Annotated in this window: 13 protein-coding genes; 9 read left to right on the top strand and 4 right to left on the bottom strand. The window is 73.7% G+C overall.

Annotated features, from left to right (window positions below; translation table 11 throughout):
* Positions 1-127: 127 nt before the first annotated feature.
* The 3 genes from EWV39_RS05465 (at position 128) to EWV39_RS05455 (ending at position 3,416) form a co-directional block, all read left to right on the top strand.
* Positions 128-928, top strand: coding sequence for an MIP/aquaporin family protein (locus EWV39_RS05465; protein ID WP_420329955.1), 801 nt, complete (start codon positions 128-130; stop codon positions 926-928).
* 70 nt (positions 929-998) lie between these two features.
* Complete coding sequence (gene glpK, locus EWV39_RS05460) at positions 999-2,576, top strand: glycerol kinase GlpK (RefSeq protein ID WP_129657573.1); 1,578 nt, start codon at positions 999-1,001, stop codon at positions 2,574-2,576.
* Positions 2,577-2,702: 126 nt separating this feature from the next.
* The gene (locus tag EWV39_RS05455) at positions 2,703-3,416 is read left to right on the top strand and encodes an alpha-ketoglutarate-dependent dioxygenase AlkB (RefSeq protein ID WP_129657571.1); all 714 of its coding nucleotides are present in this window, start codon (positions 2,703-2,705) and stop codon (positions 3,414-3,416) included.
* 247 nt (positions 3,417-3,663) lie between these two features.
* Here EWV39_RS05455 and EWV39_RS05450 read toward each other — a convergent pair whose 3' ends face one another.
* Together EWV39_RS05450 and EWV39_RS05445 are read right to left on the bottom strand one after the other, a co-directional pair.
* Positions 3,664-4,971 carry an MFS transporter gene (locus EWV39_RS05450; protein WP_129657569.1) on the bottom strand — a complete coding sequence of 436 codons (1,308 nt, stop codon included), beginning with the start codon at positions 4,969-4,971 and terminating at the stop codon, positions 3,664-3,666.
* Positions 4,972-5,079: 108 nt separating this feature from the next.
* The gene (locus EWV39_RS05445) at positions 5,080-5,541 is read right to left on the bottom strand and encodes a MarR family winged helix-turn-helix transcriptional regulator (protein WP_129657567.1); all 462 of its coding nucleotides are present in this window, start codon (positions 5,539-5,541) and stop codon (positions 5,080-5,082) included.
* A 219-nt stretch (positions 5,542-5,760) separates the two neighbouring features.
* Here EWV39_RS05445 and EWV39_RS05440 point away from each other — a divergent pair, with 219 nt between their 5' ends.
* Together EWV39_RS05440 and EWV39_RS05435 are read left to right on the top strand one after the other, a co-directional pair.
* Entirely contained in the window at positions 5,761-7,440 is a 1,680-nt protein-coding gene (locus EWV39_RS05440) for an ABC-ATPase domain-containing protein (RefSeq protein WP_129657565.1), read from the top strand.
* Positions 7,441-7,553: 113 nt separating this feature from the next.
* Positions 7,554-7,910, top strand: a complete 357-nt coding sequence (locus EWV39_RS05435) for a DUF3817 domain-containing protein (RefSeq protein ID WP_129657563.1) — start codon at positions 7,554-7,556, stop codon at positions 7,908-7,910.
* 55 nt (positions 7,911-7,965) lie between these two features.
* On the opposite strand, the gene EWV39_RS05430 is transcribed toward EWV39_RS05435, so the two are convergent.
* Both EWV39_RS05430 and EWV39_RS05425 read right to left on the bottom strand, forming a co-directional pair.
* Positions 7,966-9,087, bottom strand: coding sequence for an alanine racemase (locus EWV39_RS05430; protein WP_129657561.1), 1,122 nt, complete (start codon positions 9,085-9,087; stop codon positions 7,966-7,968).
* Positions 9,084-10,478: an MFS transporter gene (locus tag EWV39_RS05425; RefSeq protein ID WP_129657559.1), complete on the bottom strand. Its 1,395-nt coding sequence runs from the start codon at positions 10,476-10,478 to the stop codon at positions 9,084-9,086. The genes EWV39_RS05430 and EWV39_RS05425 overlap by 4 nt, the downstream gene beginning before the upstream one ends.
* A 286-nt stretch (positions 10,479-10,764) precedes the next feature.
* Between EWV39_RS05425 and EWV39_RS05420 the strand changes: the two genes are divergently transcribed.
* The 4 genes from EWV39_RS05420 (at position 10,765) to EWV39_RS05405 (ending at position 14,777) form a co-directional block, all read left to right on the top strand.
* Positions 10,765-11,376, top strand: coding sequence for a TetR/AcrR family transcriptional regulator (locus EWV39_RS05420; RefSeq protein ID WP_165313171.1), 612 nt, complete (start codon positions 10,765-10,767; stop codon positions 11,374-11,376).
* Between the two features lie 118 nt (positions 11,377-11,494).
* On the top strand, positions 11,495-12,148 hold the full coding sequence (locus tag EWV39_RS05415) for a glycosyltransferase family 2 protein (RefSeq protein ID WP_165313169.1): 654 nt from the start codon (positions 11,495-11,497) through the stop codon (positions 12,146-12,148).
* Positions 12,145-13,329, top strand: a complete 1,185-nt coding sequence (locus EWV39_RS05410; protein WP_129657554.1) for an acyl-CoA dehydrogenase family protein — start codon at positions 12,145-12,147, stop codon at positions 13,327-13,329. The genes EWV39_RS05415 and EWV39_RS05410 overlap by 4 nt, the downstream gene beginning before the upstream one ends.
* Positions 13,326-14,777, top strand: coding sequence for a bifunctional PIG-L family deacetylase/class I SAM-dependent methyltransferase (locus EWV39_RS05405; RefSeq protein WP_129657552.1), 1,452 nt, complete (start codon positions 13,326-13,328; stop codon positions 14,775-14,777). The genes EWV39_RS05410 and EWV39_RS05405 overlap by 4 nt, the downstream gene beginning before the upstream one ends.
* Positions 14,778-14,932: the final 155 nt, after the last annotated feature.

Here is a 14,932-nt window from a genome sequence, read left to right as displayed (position 1 = left end):
CCGCCGGTCCCCTGACCACCGACCACCCCTGACCCATCAATCACCTCCCGGTCCAGCGCTCGCGGGACCGGGGCACCTCTGAAGAGATGGCACAGTGCTGTGCCAGGAAAGTTGAGTGGCAATGTCGATTCCACTTCTCGCATCCGACGCGGTGGGGATCCTCGGACTCTCCCCCGCCTTCGTCCAGGACGGCGCCCCCACACCCCTGGGGATGTTCGCCTCGGAGTTCATCGGCACGGCGATCCTCATCCTGCTCGGCGCGGGCGTCGTGGCGGGGCAGCTGCTTCCCAAGACCAAGAGCCACGCCGGCGGCTGGCTGATGATCTCCTTCGGCTGGGGCCTCGGCGTCTACGCCGGCGTCCACGCCGCCTACCTCACCGGCGGGCACCTCAATCCGGCGGTGACGATCGGCATGGCCGCCGCGGGCGAGGACCTGGCCGATGGCGTCCCCGCCACCTTCGCCAACATCGCGATCTACATCGTCGCGCAGATGGTCGGCGCCATCGTCGGCGCCGTGCTGTGCTGGCTGGCCTACAAGCAGCACTTCGACCAGGACGAGGAGCCGGCCCTGAAGCTCGGCGTCTTCTCGACCGGTCCCGAGATCCGCTCCTACGGGTGGAACCTGGTGACCGAGGTCCTGGCGACCTTCGTTCTCGTCGGCTTCGTCCTCTACTCGGGCATGACACCGGCCGAGGTCGGCCCGCTGCCGGTCGCCCTGGTCGTGCTGGCCATCGGCGTCTCGCTCGGCGGCCCCACCGGCTACGCGATCAACCCCGCCCGAGACCTCGGGCCCCGCATCGCGCACGCCGTGCTGCCGATCCGCGGCAAGGGCGGCTCCGACTGGTCCTACTCGTGGGTCCCCGTCCTGGGGCCCATCCTGGGCGGTCTGCTGGCGGCCCTGGTGATCCCGCTCCTCGTCGCCCTCTGATCCCGGCGGCGCAGCCCGCCGGAGAAGACCCCCGCCTCCCCCGCGGAGGCGCCACAGAAAGGAAGCCGCAATGACGCAGCAGGAAGATTCAGGTACCTCGACCTTGTTCTCACAGACTCTGGACACCGACAAGCAGTACGTGCTGGCGATCGATCAGGGGACCACGAGCTCCCGCGCGATCCTCTTCAACAAGAAGGGCGAGATCGTCTCGGTCTCCCAGTACGAGCACGAGCAGATCTTCCCCAAGGCGGGATGGGTCGAGCACGACCCGCAGGAGATCTGGCGCAACGTGCGCCGCGCCGTGGCGCAGTGCCTCACGGACGCGGACGTCAACCACCACCTGGTGGCCGCGGTGGGCATCACCAACCAGCGCGAGACGGCGGTGGTCTGGGACAAGAACACCGGCGAGCCGGTGTACAACGCCATCGTCTGGCAGGACACCCGGACCCAGAAGATCTGCGACGAGCTCGCCGGCGACGTCGGCTACGACAGGTACCACGACCGCGTGGGGCTGTCCCTGACCACGTACTTCGCCGGTCCCAAGGTCAAGTGGATCCTGGACAACGTGGAGGGCGCCCGCGAGCGCGCCGAGAAGGGCGACCTCCTGTTCGGCACCACCGACTCGTGGGTCATGTGGCACCTGACCGGCGGCACCAGCGGCGGCATCCACATCACCGACGTCACCAACGCCTCCCGGACGATGCTGATGAACATCCGCACGCTCGAGTGGGAGGAGGACATCGCCGAGGACTTCGGCATCCCGATGTCGATGCTGCCGGAGATCCGCTCCTCCTCCGAGGTGTACGGCCAGGGCCGCGTCGGCGGCATGCTGCGCGGGACCCCCATCGCGGGCATCCTGGGCGACCAGCAGGCGGCGACCTTCGGCCAGGCGTGCTTCGAGAAGGGCATGTCCAAGAACACCTACGGGACCGGCAACTTCATGCTGATGAACACCGGCGAGGAGCCGGTGTTCTCGGAGAACGGCCTGCTGACCACGGTGGCCTACCAGCTCGGGGACCAGAAGCCGGTCTACGCGCTGGAGGGCTCGGTCGCGGTCTCCGGCTCGCTGATCCAGTGGCTGCGGGACAACCTGGGCCTGATCGGCAGCGCGCAGGAGACGGAGGAGCTGGCGAAGTCGGTGGAGGACACCGGCGGGTGCTACTTCGTGCCCGCCTTCTCCGGCCTGTTCGCCCCCTACTGGCGCTCCGACGCCCGCGGCGCGCTGGTGGGCCTGACCCGCTACGCCCGCAAGGAGCACATCGTCCGGGCCGCGCTGGAGGCGACCGCGTTCCAGTCCCGCGAGGTCCTGGACGCGATGAACGCCGACTCCGGCGTCGACCTGACCGAGCTGCGCGTGGACGGCGGGATGACCGCCAACGAGTTCCTCATGCAGTTCCAGGCGGACGTGCTCCGGGTGGACGTCATCCGGCCCCACGTCATCGAGACGACGGCGCTGGGCGCGGCCTACGCGGCCGGCATCGCGGTGGGCTTCTGGTCCGGCGAGGACGACGTCACCGCCAACTGGCAGGAGGACAAGCGCTGGAGCCCGCAGGCGGACGAGGCCGACATCGAGCGGCAGTACCGTCTCTGGAAGAAGGCCGTGACGCGGACCTTCGACTGGGTCGACGACGACGTCCACGAGGGCTGATACCCTCGGACCCACGCATGCCGGGCCGCCGTCCGCTCCCCCGCCGCGGGGTGCGGACGGCGGCCCGCTCGCGTCAGGGCCCGCACCCCGCGACCCCCTGCACCGCGTTCCCGGAGGGAGCCTGAGATGGACGACGCGCTGTTCGGCGAGGAGCGCCTGGACCGCCGGGCGCGCGAGGTGCTGCCCGGCGCCGTGCACGTCCCCGCCTGGCTGAGCCTCCGGCGGCAGCGGTGGATCGCGGACCGCTTCGAGGAGTGGGGCCGGGGGCCGATCGCCCCGCACTCGCCCCTGGTGGGCGGGCACCCCATGTCGGTGCGGATGGTCCCGCTCGGCCTCGTGTGGGGGCCGGCGGGGTGGAGTGAGACGGCCGGCCCTGAGGGCGCCGCCCCGCTGCCGCTGCCCGAGTGGCTCGTCCGCCTCTCCCGCGCCGCCCTGCGCAGCGCCTTCGACCCCCGCACGGCCCCCTCCTGGCCGGGCCTCGACCCCGCCCGCCTCGACGCCTGGGCCGAGACCTACGAGCCCGACGTCGCCCTGGTCAACTACTATCCGCCCGGCGCCCGGATGGGCATGCACCAGGACCGGGACGAGAGCTCCTCGGCACCGGTGGTGAGCCTGAGCATCGGGGACACCGCCGTCTTCAGGGCCGGCAACACCCAGACCCGCTCCCGCCCCTACGAGGACCTGCGGCTCGCCTCGGGCGACCTGATCGTCTTCGGCGGTCCGAGCCGCTTCATGTTCCACGGGGTCCCCAGGGTCCTCGAGGGCAGCGCCCCGCAAGGGTGCGGGGTGCTCCGCGGGAGGATCAACATCACGGTGCGGGCCACCGGGCGGCAGGAGTGAGGGGGCTTAGGCGAGTGATGGGCGAGGCGGAACAGGTTCACCCGGATGCCGTGCTCTCCCCGGAGTCCCGGGGCGAGGACGAGGGCGGGGGCCTGGCGCGGCGCGCCGGAACGCCGCCGAGGAGGCCCCGGGCGGTGCCGCCGCCGGCCGCGCAATGAGACGGGCCGGGCGCCCGTCCCTGTGGAGGACGGGCACCCGGCCCGGCGGATGTCCTCAGCGCCTCGCGGTGCGAGCGCTCACGGCGCGGTCACTCGGAGCCGACGGCGATGGCCTCGGCCTCGCCCTCCGCGCTCTCGTGCGGACGGCGGGGAGCCGTCAGGTGCTTGCCGCCGAAGACCAGGAGCACGATGGCCACCGCGATGGTGACCACCGCCAGCCAGTAGGGGATCTCGGCGCCCAGGGCATCGGAGATCGGCCCCGCGATGGCCGGGGCGAGACCACCGCCGATGAAGCGCACGCCCGAGTACGTCGAGGAGGCGATCGAGCGGGGCAGGGAGGTGGCCTCCATGACGGTCTCGGTCAGGGCGGTGTTCATCACGCCCTGGAAGAGGCCGGAGAGGACGATCATGACGATCAGCGTCACGAGGGAGTCGATGGCCAACGCCGCGACCGCCATGCAGACGGCCAGGAGGCCGAGCATGGTGTACAGCACGGGGCGCAGGCCGAAGCGGCGGGTCAGCAGCGGGGCGATGAACACCGAGGCGATGGCCAGCGCCAGGCCCCAGCCGAAGAAGACCAGGCCGAGCTCGTGGGCGCCGAACTCCTTGCCCACCTGGGCGGCCGCGGCCTCCAGGGGGTAGGGGCTGTAGGCGAGCAGGGTGAAGAAGGCGAAGTTGTAGAACAGCGCGGTCAGGGCCAGGATGCGCAGCGCCGGGTCCTTCAGGGCGCTGAAGCCGGCGGTCAGGGAGATCTTCTGGCCGCTGGGCGCGGAGTTCTGGGGCCCGCGCAGCAGGGCCATGACGGCGATGAAGCCGATGGCCATCAGCGCGGCGGTGCCGAAGAACGGACCGCGCCAGGAGATGGATCCCAGCAGCCCGCCGAGCAGCGGGCCGACCGCCATGCCGACGCCCAGCGCCGCCTCGTAGAGCATCACGGCCTGGCCGCTGCCGCCGGCCGCGGCGCCGACGATCGCCGAGAGCGCGGTCGAGATGAACAGCGCGTTGCCCAGGCCCCAGCCGGCGCGGAAGCCGATGATCTCCCCGACGTTGCCGGAGGCGCCGGCGAGCGCGGCGAAGGCGACGATCAGGACGAGGCCGATGAGCAGCGTCTTCTTGACCCCGATGCGGCTGGAGACCCAGCCGGTGAAGAACATCGCGATGCCGGTGATGAAGAGGTAGCTGGTGAACAGCAGCATGGTCTGGCCGGGGGTCGCGTCCAGATCCTGGCTGATGGCGGGGAGGATCGGATCGACCAGGCCGATGCCCATGAAGGAGACCATGCACGCGAAGGCGATGGCCCATACGGCGATGGGCTGCTTCAGGATGGACGTCTTGGGCGGCGCGGCGTCGGCCGTCCCGTGCGTCTCCGTCGCGGTGGACGAGGTGCTGGATGACATCTGTGGGGGATTCCTTCGGATCGACGTGTGTACTTTGTCTTGCTATATATATGGCCGGAAAAATGCCGCCGTCCCGTCGGGTGAGAGCGGCGGCGCTTCGGGGTGCGGCTACTCGCTGTTGAGCTCGGCGGTGACCTTGCCCATGATGCGAGCCGCGCTCCACAGGATGGAGCGCTCCTCCTCGGTCAGGTGGGCGAGGGCGGGCTCCACCCGCTCGCCGGCCCGGACGCGGAAGCCCTCGAGGACCTCCTGGCCCGCCGGGGTGATCGCGACCAGCCAGGCGCGGCCGTCGTCGGGATCGCTCTCGCGGGCCACCAGGCCCTCGAGCTCCATCCGCTTGACCACCCCGGTCATGGTCGGCTGGGTGATGTGCTCGGCGACCGCGAGGTCCCCGATGCGCATGGGGCCGCTGGCCAGGAGGTTGGAGAGCGTGCGCAGCACGATCGGCGAGCGGTCCCTCCCCCGGTGCCGCGACGCCGCCCTGACGAAGCGGCTGGCGGCGACGATGAGCTCGCTCGCGCGGCGCTCGGTGGCGGCGTCGGCCTGGGGGGTCTCGCGCGATGACTGCATATCTGGAATCCTACCACCAATTACATAGCTTGGCTATCTTATTTAGGCTCATGTCCGCGTTCCCCGAGGGCGCCGCCCCTCGCTGACGCCCTGATGACACCATTCTACGCGGATTCGACAACCTCGAGCGATTGTTAAGCGCGCGCCGGAAGCCCCTCGTGACGCCCCGGATTGCTACGGTGGGGCGGGAGGAAGACCCGCCGATCCCCGAGGAGCCCCGTGCGCGAACGCGAGCAGCTGCAGCAGACCCTGAACCAGATGGACGGCTCCGGATACGGCGCCTACAAGCGGCTGGTCGGGCGCTACGACCTCGGCGCCTGCGACCTCGTGGTCGACCATGTCCAGAGCGACCCCTACGCGCCGCCGTCCTCGATCCGCGCGGTGGTCTCGCTCGCCGAGTCCTCCGTGCCGGCCGAGGCCACCGCCACCCGCGAGCAGCGCACCGCCGTGGCCGACTTCCTCGCCCGCGACCTCGCCGCCCGCCTCGCCGAGGCCTCCCGCGACCTGCGCATCACCCGGCCGGGCCAGGAGGTCCTCGAGCGCAGCAGCGTCGTGATCGACGGCGACGCCGTGGAGGTCCGCATGACGGCCTCGCTGCCGGCCGCGGGCCGCCGCGTCAAGGGCCGGGCCGCCGCCCGCCTGCTCACCGAGGAGCTGCCGCGGCTCATCGAGGACTCGGCCCTGCTGGAGGGGATGGACCGGGAGCGGCTGGACGAGCACGTGCGCCTGCACCTGGACCAGCTGGACCTGTACGGCCAGCTCGCCGAGCGGGGCCTGATCGCCTTCGTCGGCGACGGCGCGGTGCTGCCGCGGCGCTCCGGGGTCTCCGACCTGCCCCTCGAGGGCGGCGTCGCCTTCCGCTCCCCCGCTTCGCTGCGCACCAAGTTCACGCTGCGCAGCGGCCGCACCGTGACGGGCATGGGCATCCCGCGCGGGGTGACGGTCATCGTGGGCGGCGGGTACCACGGGAAGTCGACGCTGCTGCGCGCGGTGGAGCGCGGGGTGTACCCGCACCTGGGCGGCGACGGCCGGGAGTGGGTGCTCACGGTGCCCGACGCCGTCAGCATCCGGGCGGAGGACGGTCGGGCCGCGGCCGGCGTCGACATCTCGCCCTTCATCTCCGACCTGCCCTCCGGGGCGGACACCGCCGCCTTCACCACCGCCAACGCCTCCGGCTCGACCTCGCAGGCCACCAACCTCGCCGAGGCCCTGGAGGCGGGCGCCTCGGCCCTGCTCATCGACGAGGACACCTCGGCCACCAACTTCATGATCCGCGACCGGGCCATGCGGGAGCTGATCCCGGCCGGCTCGGAGCCGATCACCCCCTTCGTGGACCGGGTCCGCGCGCTCTTCGACGAGCGCGGCGTCTCCACCGTCCTGGTGGCCGGCGGGTCCGGGGCGTTCTTCCCGGTGGCCGACCACGTCGTCGCGATGGACACCTACGTCCCCGAGGAGGTCACGGAGCACGCCCGGCGGATCGCGGCCCGGCACGCGGCGCAGGACGACGCCGCGGAGGCCCCCGCCGCCGGCGCCTTCGCCCGCTCCGGCGAGCGGATCCCGGCGCGCGGCTGCCTCCGCTCCGAGGAGCGCAAGCCGCCGCGGGCCCGCGGGCGCGAGACGATCCAGGCCGGGAAGGAGGACATCGACCTCGCGTACCTGCCGCAGCTGGTGGACGGCGCGCAGACCGCCGCCATCGCACTGCTGCTGGAGAGGGTCGGAGCCTCCCTGGACGGGGAGACGAGCCTCGGCGAGGCCGTCCGGCGGGCGCTGGAGGCGCTCGAGGAGGAGGGCCTCGACTCCCTCACCGGCCCCCGCAGGATCCGCGGGGACCTCGCGCTGCCCCGGCGCCACGAGGTCCACGCCGCCGTGAGCCGGCACCGCCGGCTCCGCGTCCGCTGAGGCTCCACACCCGCCTGCCCCGCCCCATCCCGATGAGACCACGCCCCGGAGCCCTCCGGGGCACCGGCGCCTTCCGACGGAACGGCGCCTTCCGAGAAAGCAGGAAGACCCCCATGAAGCAGCCCCTCAGCGGCATCGGCCGCCTCTACGCGACGATCGCCTTCATCGAGGCGTTCACCTGGCTCGGTCTGCTGACCGGCATGTTCCTCAAGTACGTCACCCGCACCACGGAGGACGTCGTCACGGTCTTCGGCTACGCCCACGGCTTCGCGTTCCTGCTCTACGTGCTGGTCACGGTGATCGCCGCGGTCCGCCTCCGCTGGGGCGTGGTCGCCGGGGTCGTGGCGCTGGCGGCCTCGGTGCCCCCGCTGTGCACGATCCCGATGGAGATGTGGCTGCGCCGCCACGGCCGGCTCTCCCGGCGGGTACCCTCCTCGGGGGCGCCGGAGGAGGCCGCCGCGGCCCGCTAGGCCGGCCCGCCCTCCGCGGGCTCCAGGACCGTCACGACGCCGCCCCGGCACCGGCTCAGCTGTTGCGGCCCCGGGCGGCCACCCGCCAGGCCCGCAGCGAGGCGCCGTCGTCCACGAGCACCTCGTCCACCAGGTTGGGCACGAGGCAGACGTGGTTGGGGATCACCCGCAGCCGCGAGCCCAGCGGCGGCAGCTCCCGGTCCTCCGGCCAGACGACGGTGGCGTGGTGCTCGGACAGGGCCTCGATCCGGGCCTCCGGGTGGTCGGCGAGGCGCCCGTAGCCGCTCGCCCACCCCGGCCGGTCCCCGCCCAGCACCTTGCTCCCGGCGTCCAGCACCGTCCGGCGCGGGCCCTCCGGGCTCTCGTGCCGGCTCACCACCGTGGACCACACCGTCAGCGCGACGTCCTCCGCGGCGCAGCGCCCCAGCTCGAGCTGCTGCGCGTCGCCGAAGACGTAGACGCCCGGCCGGATCTCCGTGGCGCCGCCGGGCTCGGTGAGCAGGGCGCTCGGCGTCGAGCCGCCGCTGCGCCGCCTGACCTCGAAGCCGGCCTCCTCGAGGAGGGAGGCGGCCTCGGTGAGGGCCTCGTGCTCGCTGTGCGCGGCGCCTGCCGCGGCGCCGGGCCCGTAGCTGTGCCCCGGGAAGGTGAAGACCCCGGCGACCTCCAGCCCGCCGGCCCGCGCCGCCTCGGCCACGGCGAGCGCGTGCCCGGGGGCGACGCCGCTGCGATGGTGGCCGCTGTCCACCTCCACCAGCACCTCGGGCAGGGCTCCGCCTGCCCCGCCGGACGCGGCGGCCAGGCGGCGGGCGGCATGGGCGGCCCCCTCCGCCGAGTCGACGCCGAAGCTCAGGCGCACCCGTCCGGCGAGGTCGAGGAGCCGCCGCGCCATCCGCTCCGTCACCCACAGCGGGTAGGCGATGAACAGCACCTCGATCCCGTGCTCGGCGAAGACCTCCGCCTCCCCCACGGTGGCCACCGTCAGCCCGGCCGCGCCGGCCTCGACCTGCAGGCGGCCGATCTCGGGGATCTTGTGGGTCTTGGCGTGCGGGCGCAGGGCCAGGCCGGCCGAGGCGGCGGCGTCGGCCATCCGGCGGACGTTGCGCCGCAGGACCTCGAGGTCGACGACGACGGCGGGCGTCTCGGGGCCCTCGAGGGCCGGGCCCGGGGTGTGGTTCATGGTGTCTTCGTCCCTTCGGGGAGGATCGGCTGGACGCCCGTCTCGGGAACGCCCGTGCCGCGCAGGGAGGCGCCGGCGGTCTCCTTCATGAACAGGGTCGCCACGAGCCCCAGCACGGAGGCCGCGACCATGAAGAAGGCGGGGACGAGGGCGTTGCCCGTCTCACCGACCAGCCATTCGTTCAGCAGGGGCGCGGTGCCCCCGAAGACCGAGGTCGCCACGTTGTAGGTGATGGCGAACCCAGCGTACCGGACCGGTGCCGGGAACATGGCGGGGAAGGTCGCGGAGATGGTGCTCAGCTGCGGGATGAAGAGCAGGCCCAGCACCGCGAAGCCCAGCAGGGCGAGCCAGAACCCCTGGTCCATCAGCAGGTACATGGGCACGGAGAAGACGATGAGGCCGACGAGCGAGGCGTACCAGAGCGGCTTGCGCCCCAGCCGGTCGGACAGGGCCCCGCCCAGCGGCATCAGCAGCATCATCATGAGCTGGGCCAGGAACATCACGGTCAGGGCCGTCCTGTTCGCCATGCCGACCTGCCCCTCCAGGTAGGTGGGCATGTAGCTGATGAGGGTGTAGTTGACGACGTTCACGGAGATCACGAGCCCCGTCATGACGAGCATCCGGCGCCAGTGGTCGCGGAAGAGGACCTTCAGGCCCGCCAGCGCGCCCTGCCGCTCCTGCCGGCCCTCGAGCTCCTCGAAGACCGGGGAGTCCGAGAGCCTGGAGCGCAGATAGAGCCCGACGACGCCGAGCGGTCCCGCCACGAGGAAGGGGATGCGCCATCCCCACTCCATCATCGCCTCGCCGCCCAGGACGATCTCGCCCGTCAGGACGATGAGGGAGCCGAAGGCGTAGCCGGCGAGCGTCCCGAACTCAAGGAAGCTCCCGTAGAAGCCGCGACGCCGGTCCGGGGCGTACTCGGCCATGAACGTGGCGGCCCCGCCGTACTCGCCGCCGGAGGAGAAGCCCTGCACGGCCCTGAGGACGATCAGGGCCACCGGCGCCGCCGCCCCGATGCTCCCCGCGGTGGGCAGCAACCCGATCAGGAACGTCGCGCCGGCCATCAGGAGGATGGTCATCGCCAGCACCCGCTTGCGGCCGATCCGGTCGCCGAGGGGCCCCCAGAAGAGCCCGCCCAGGGGTCTCATGACGAAGGAGAAGGCGAACGTGGCCAGGGAGAGGAGCGTGCCCGTCGCGGCGTCGCCCGGGAAGAAGTGGTGGGTGATGTAGGTGATCGAGACGGCGAAGATGCCGTAGTCGAACCATTCGGTGCCGTTGCCGATCGCAGAGGCGGCGACCGCCTGGCGCACCGTCCTCCGCGAGGGGGCGACGTCGGCGTCCTCGGGGCGGGGGGCGTCGCCGGGGCAGGGTGAGGAGGCTCGCTGTGTCATGGGAACCTGCGCTCCTGTCGGGGTCTCTGGGCACGGGCCCGGCAGAGGCCGCCGCATCGGCTCCCGCGGCCGCGTGCCATGGTGCGGATGACGTCCGGGCGCTCCTCGCCGGATGACGCGATGGTGCTCGGCGAGCCGTCGCGCCCCCGGTGACCGTCCGGTGGACCATGCCGTACGCGGCGCCCAACGAGCAGCTGCTGTCCGAGAGGCCGACATGTCTTGTCATGATGCTGTCAGGAGCGGTTCGACGAGTCCACCACCCTGCCCCGATTGCTACTGTGACGGTGTGACCAGCAGAAAAGTAGGGCGGCCCTTCCAATCCGGCATCAGCGAGGCACTGATGCAGGCCGCCGAGCGCATCATGGCCGACGAGGGCTACTCGCACTTGTCGGTGGACCGGCTGGTCACCGAGATCGGCACCACCCGGCCGACCTTCTACCGCCGCTACGCGAACCTCGCCCACCTGGTCCTCGACGTGCTCAACAGCCACTACACCCGCCCGGCCTACCAGACCACGGGCTCGCTGCGCGGGGACCTCCTGCGCTTCCAGCGGGACGAGATCACCGCCCTGTCCTCGCCGCTGTTCCGCCACAACCTGGCCGGCCTCATGGAGCCCCTCCGGCTCGACCCGGCCGTCCGCGAGCTGTTCGCCGAGTACTTCACCGTGCCCCGCCGCACGCGCCTCGAGGCCATCCTGGAGGCCGCCGCCGAGCGGGACGAGATCGAGGCCGGGGCCGTCCCCGTGGAGACGGTCCGCGACCTGCTGATGGGCCCGGTCCTCGCCCGGCTGATGCTGCCCCTCGACTCGCCCGTGGACGACGCCCTCGCCAGGAGCACCGTCCAGGCCGTCTGCGAGCTCCTCGGCGCCGGCGCCGAGGGCGAACATCCGCTCTGCTAGCCCTGGGCGCTCCCTCTCCCCTGTGGGACGATGGGAGGACGCACCAGCCCGAGGGAGAGACCCCATCAATGCCACCACATCCGCCCGGCGGCGAGACCGCGGGTGTGAGATCGCAGCGGTGGTCCCCGCCCACGACGAGGCTCCGAGCATCGGCGCCGCCGTCGACGCGCTGCGCCGTGCCGCCCGCGTCGCGCGCACCCCGCTGCGCCTGATCGTGGTGGCGGACGCCTGCGGGGACCGGACCGCCGAGATCGCCCGCAGCCGGGACGCCGAGGTCCTCGAGATCGGGGCGCGCAGCGTGGGGGCGGCCCGACGGGCGGGATTCGAGCTCGCCCTGGCCGGCCACCGTTCCCCCGAGCGGCTCTGGCTGGCCACCACCGACGCCGACACCCTCGTCCCGCCCACCTGGTTCGCCCGGCAGCTGAGCCACCGGGCGCAGGGCGCGGACATGGTGCTGGGGACCGTCGGCGTCGGGCGGGCCTCGCTGGCGGAGCCCCGCCGCACGCGGTGGCGCACCGACTACGCCCTCGGCGTGCACCGCGGCTTCCACGAGCACGTCCACGGCGCGAACCTCTCGATGACGGCGCGCGCCTACCTGACCCTGGGCGGCTTCCGCCCGCTCCCGCGTGACGAGGACGTCGACCTGTACCTCCGGGCCACGGCCGCCGGGATGCGCGTGGTCCGCCCGCCCACCCTGACCGTGGTGACCTCGGGACGGCTGACGGGCCGCGCTCCCGGGGGCTTCGCCCACTTCCTGAAGGAGATCCCATGACCCCTCCCATCACCCCCGACGCCGCGGGCCTCTTCGCGGCCGCCCGCCGGCTCCCGCTGCCGGGACGGGGGCGGACCCTCCGGCGATGGCGGACGCTGGCCGGGTGGGCCCGCCGGGACCTGGTGGCCGCCCGCCTGGCCGAGGCGCACGCCGACGCCGCGGCCATCTCCGCCGACCTCGGCCTGCCGGACCTGGTGGAGCCGGGCAGCCGGTGGGGCGTGTGGGCCGCCGAGCCGCCGAGCCCGGTGCTGCGCGCCATCCCGGCCGCATCCGGCGGCGGGTGGACGCTGCGCGGCGTCAAGCCGTGGTGCTCGGGCGCCTCCGGCTCCACCCACGCGCTGGTGACCGCCCGGGAGGCCGGGCCGGAGGAGGGAACCGGGGACGGCACCGGGCCGGAGGGCGGCGACGCCGGCACCGGCCTGTTCGCCGTCGACCTATCGCACCCCGGCGTCGCGCCCGTGCCGGGCACCTGGAACGCGGTGGGGATGGCGGAGAGCGACTCGGGGCAGGTCGCCTTCGACGACGTCCCCGCCCGGCGCCTCGGCTCCCACGCGGACTACCTGGACCGCCCGGGCTTCTGGCACGGCGGCATCGGCGTGGCCGCGTGCTGGTTCGGCGGGGCCCGCGCCCTGGCCGGTCCCCTCCTGGACCGCGCCCTGCGCCCCGGCGCCCCCGAGCTGCTGCGCTCCCACGCGGGGGCGGCGGCGGGCGAGCTGGCCGCGGGGTGGTCGCTGCTGCTCCGGAGCGCCGAGCACGTGGACCGGCACCCGGAGGAGGCCGGGCCGGCCGCGGCCGCCCGCGCCCTGCTGGTCCGCACCCGGGTCGAGCGGCTCTGCGACGAGGTGGCCCTCCGCTCCGGCCGGGCCCTGGGCCCCGGCCCGCTGAGCGAGGACGCCGCGCACGCCCGGCTGGCCGTGGACCTCTCCGTCTACGTCCGGCAGTCGCACGCCGAGCGCGACGAGGCGGCGGTCGCGGCGGCCCTCGCCGAGGCCGCCTCCGAGGCGGGCGTGCCCTCTGAGGGCTCCGTCCGGGCATCGGTCGAGGCCGCCCGGACCTCGGCCGGGGCCCATACCGCCTCGGCCGACGAGCCGGGGGAAGCGGCGGCGGACCCGTGGGACACCCTGATCGGCCTCGGCCCGGAGCCCGGGGACGCCGCGGACCCGGAAGGGGGCCGGGCATGAGCGAGCCGGCCTTCCACGGCGACGCCGCCGCCGCCAGCACCCCGGCCGAGCTGCGCGCCTTCGATGCCGCCCTCCCGCCCTGGCCGGTTGGGAGCGAGGACCCTCTGACGGGCCGGTGGGCCCCCTGCAGCCTGCCCGCCCTGATCGTCCTCGCGCCGCACCCGGATGACGAGGTGCTCGGGGCCGCCCCGCTGATCGTCACGGCGCTGCGCGCCGGGGCGCCGGTCGTGGTCCTCGCCGCGACGGAGGGCGAGGGCTCCCACCCTCCCGAGGAGATCGCGGCGGCCGAGCTGGCCGCCGTGCGCCGCCGCGAGTCCCAGGAGGCCCTCGCCGTGCTCGAGTCGACCTTCCGCGCCGAGGGCGCGCCCGGCATCCGCCGCATCCCCCTGGACCTGCCCGACGGCTCGCTGGCCGGGCACGAGGAGGAGATCGCCGGGGCCGTCCTCGCCGCCGCGGAGCCCCTGCCCCGCGGGGCCTGGCTCGCGGCGACCCACCCCCGGGACGGCCATCCCGACCACGAGGCCGTCGGCCGCGCCGCCGTCAGGGCCGCGGAAGCCCGCCGGGACCTGGACCTCGTCCACGTGCCGGTGTGGCTCTGGCATCACGCGAAGGCCGGCGAGGATCCCTCGGTCGAGTGGGACCTCGCCCGCACGATCCCCGTGGACCCCGCGATGGCCCAGGCCCGGGTGGAGGCGATGCGCCGCTTCTCCACGCAGCTCGACGCCGGGCTCGGCCGCGCCGTCGACCGCCCGGCGGGCGCCCCGGTGATCACCGAGCACGCGCTCGAGACGATGTGGCGCGAGCGCTTCGTCCTGTTCCCCGCAGCGGCCATGGACTTCGCCTCCCTCTACCGGGAGTCGGAGGATCCGTGGGCGGTGGACGGACGCTGGTACGAGCAGCGGAAGTTCGAGCTCACGACGGCGATGCTGCCCCGGCGCCGCTTCCGCCGCGCCTACGAGCCGGGGTGTTCCTCCGGCTGGCTGACCGCCCGGCTCGCCGAGCGCTGCGAGGAGGTGCTGGCGAGCGACGTCGTGCCCTCCGCCGTGCGGACCGCCCGGCAGAGGGTGCCGGCGGCGAACGTGGAGTTCCGGGAGGGGGCGGCGAGCGAGGTGCCCGAGGGGCCCCTCGACCTCGTCGTGCTCAGCGAGCTGGGCTACTACCTCTCGGAGGCCGAGTTCGCCGCCTTCAGGGAACGGACGCGCGGGGCCCTGGCCCCGGACGGGTTCCTGATCGCCGTGCACTGGCGCCACCCGATCGAGGAGGCCCACCGGACGGCGGAGCAGGTGCACCGGGCCCTCGCGGAGACCCCGGGGTGGATCCGGCACGCCTCCTACCGCGACGAGGACGTCCTCATCGAGGTCTTCGGCCCTCCCGGGCCCAGCGTGGCGGAGGCCGAGTTCCTCGGGACCGCGGACGGCGAGCGGGAGGCTCCGGCGCGGGGCGGGTGAGATCCGCGGCGTCGGGCGCCGACGTCCTGTCCGCGGGCGCCGGCCGCGCCGACGTCGTGCCCGCGGGTACCGAGCGCCGGCCATGTGCCCGCGGATGCCGAGGGGCTCGTGCCGCGCAGTCCTCAGCCCGCAGGCGCCCACCCCTGGCCCTGCCC

It is taken from the genome of Rothia halotolerans (assembly GCF_004136635.1).
Classification (GTDB): domain Bacteria; phylum Actinomycetota; class Actinomycetes; order Actinomycetales; family Micrococcaceae; genus Rothia; species Rothia halotolerans.
The sequence above is the reverse complement of the archived record's forward strand: the minus strand, read 5'-3'. Positions and strand labels throughout refer to the sequence as shown.

Bases quoted from the DNA above. Each gene is read 5' to 3' on its own strand.
- glpK (WP_129657573.1), top strand. From the start codon at position 999: ATGACGCAGCAGGAAGATTCAGGTACCTCGACCTTGTTCTCACAGACT.
- EWV39_RS05455 (WP_129657571.1), top strand. From the start codon at position 2,703: ATGGACGACGCGCTGTTCGGCGAGGAGCGCCTGGACCGCCGGGCGCGC.
- EWV39_RS05450 (WP_129657569.1), bottom strand. From the start codon at position 4,971: ATGTCATCCAGCACCTCGTCCACCGCGACGGAGACGCACGGGACGGCC.
- EWV39_RS05445 (WP_129657567.1), bottom strand. From the start codon at position 5,541: ATGCAGTCATCGCGCGAGACCCCCCAGGCCGACGCCGCCACCGAGCGC.
- EWV39_RS05435 (WP_129657563.1), top strand. From the start codon at position 7,554: ATGAAGCAGCCCCTCAGCGGCATCGGCCGCCTCTACGCGACGATCGCC.
- EWV39_RS05430 (WP_129657561.1), bottom strand. From the start codon at position 9,087: ATGAACCACACCCCGGGCCCGGCCCTCGAGGGCCCCGAGACGCCCGCC.
- EWV39_RS05425 (WP_129657559.1), bottom strand. From the start codon at position 10,478: ATGACACAGCGAGCCTCCTCACCCTGCCCCGGCGACGCCCCCCGCCCC.
- EWV39_RS05410 (WP_129657554.1), top strand. From the start codon at position 12,145: ATGACCCCTCCCATCACCCCCGACGCCGCGGGCCTCTTCGCGGCCGCC.
- EWV39_RS05405 (WP_129657552.1), top strand. From the start codon at position 13,326: ATGAGCGAGCCGGCCTTCCACGGCGACGCCGCCGCCGCCAGCACCCCG.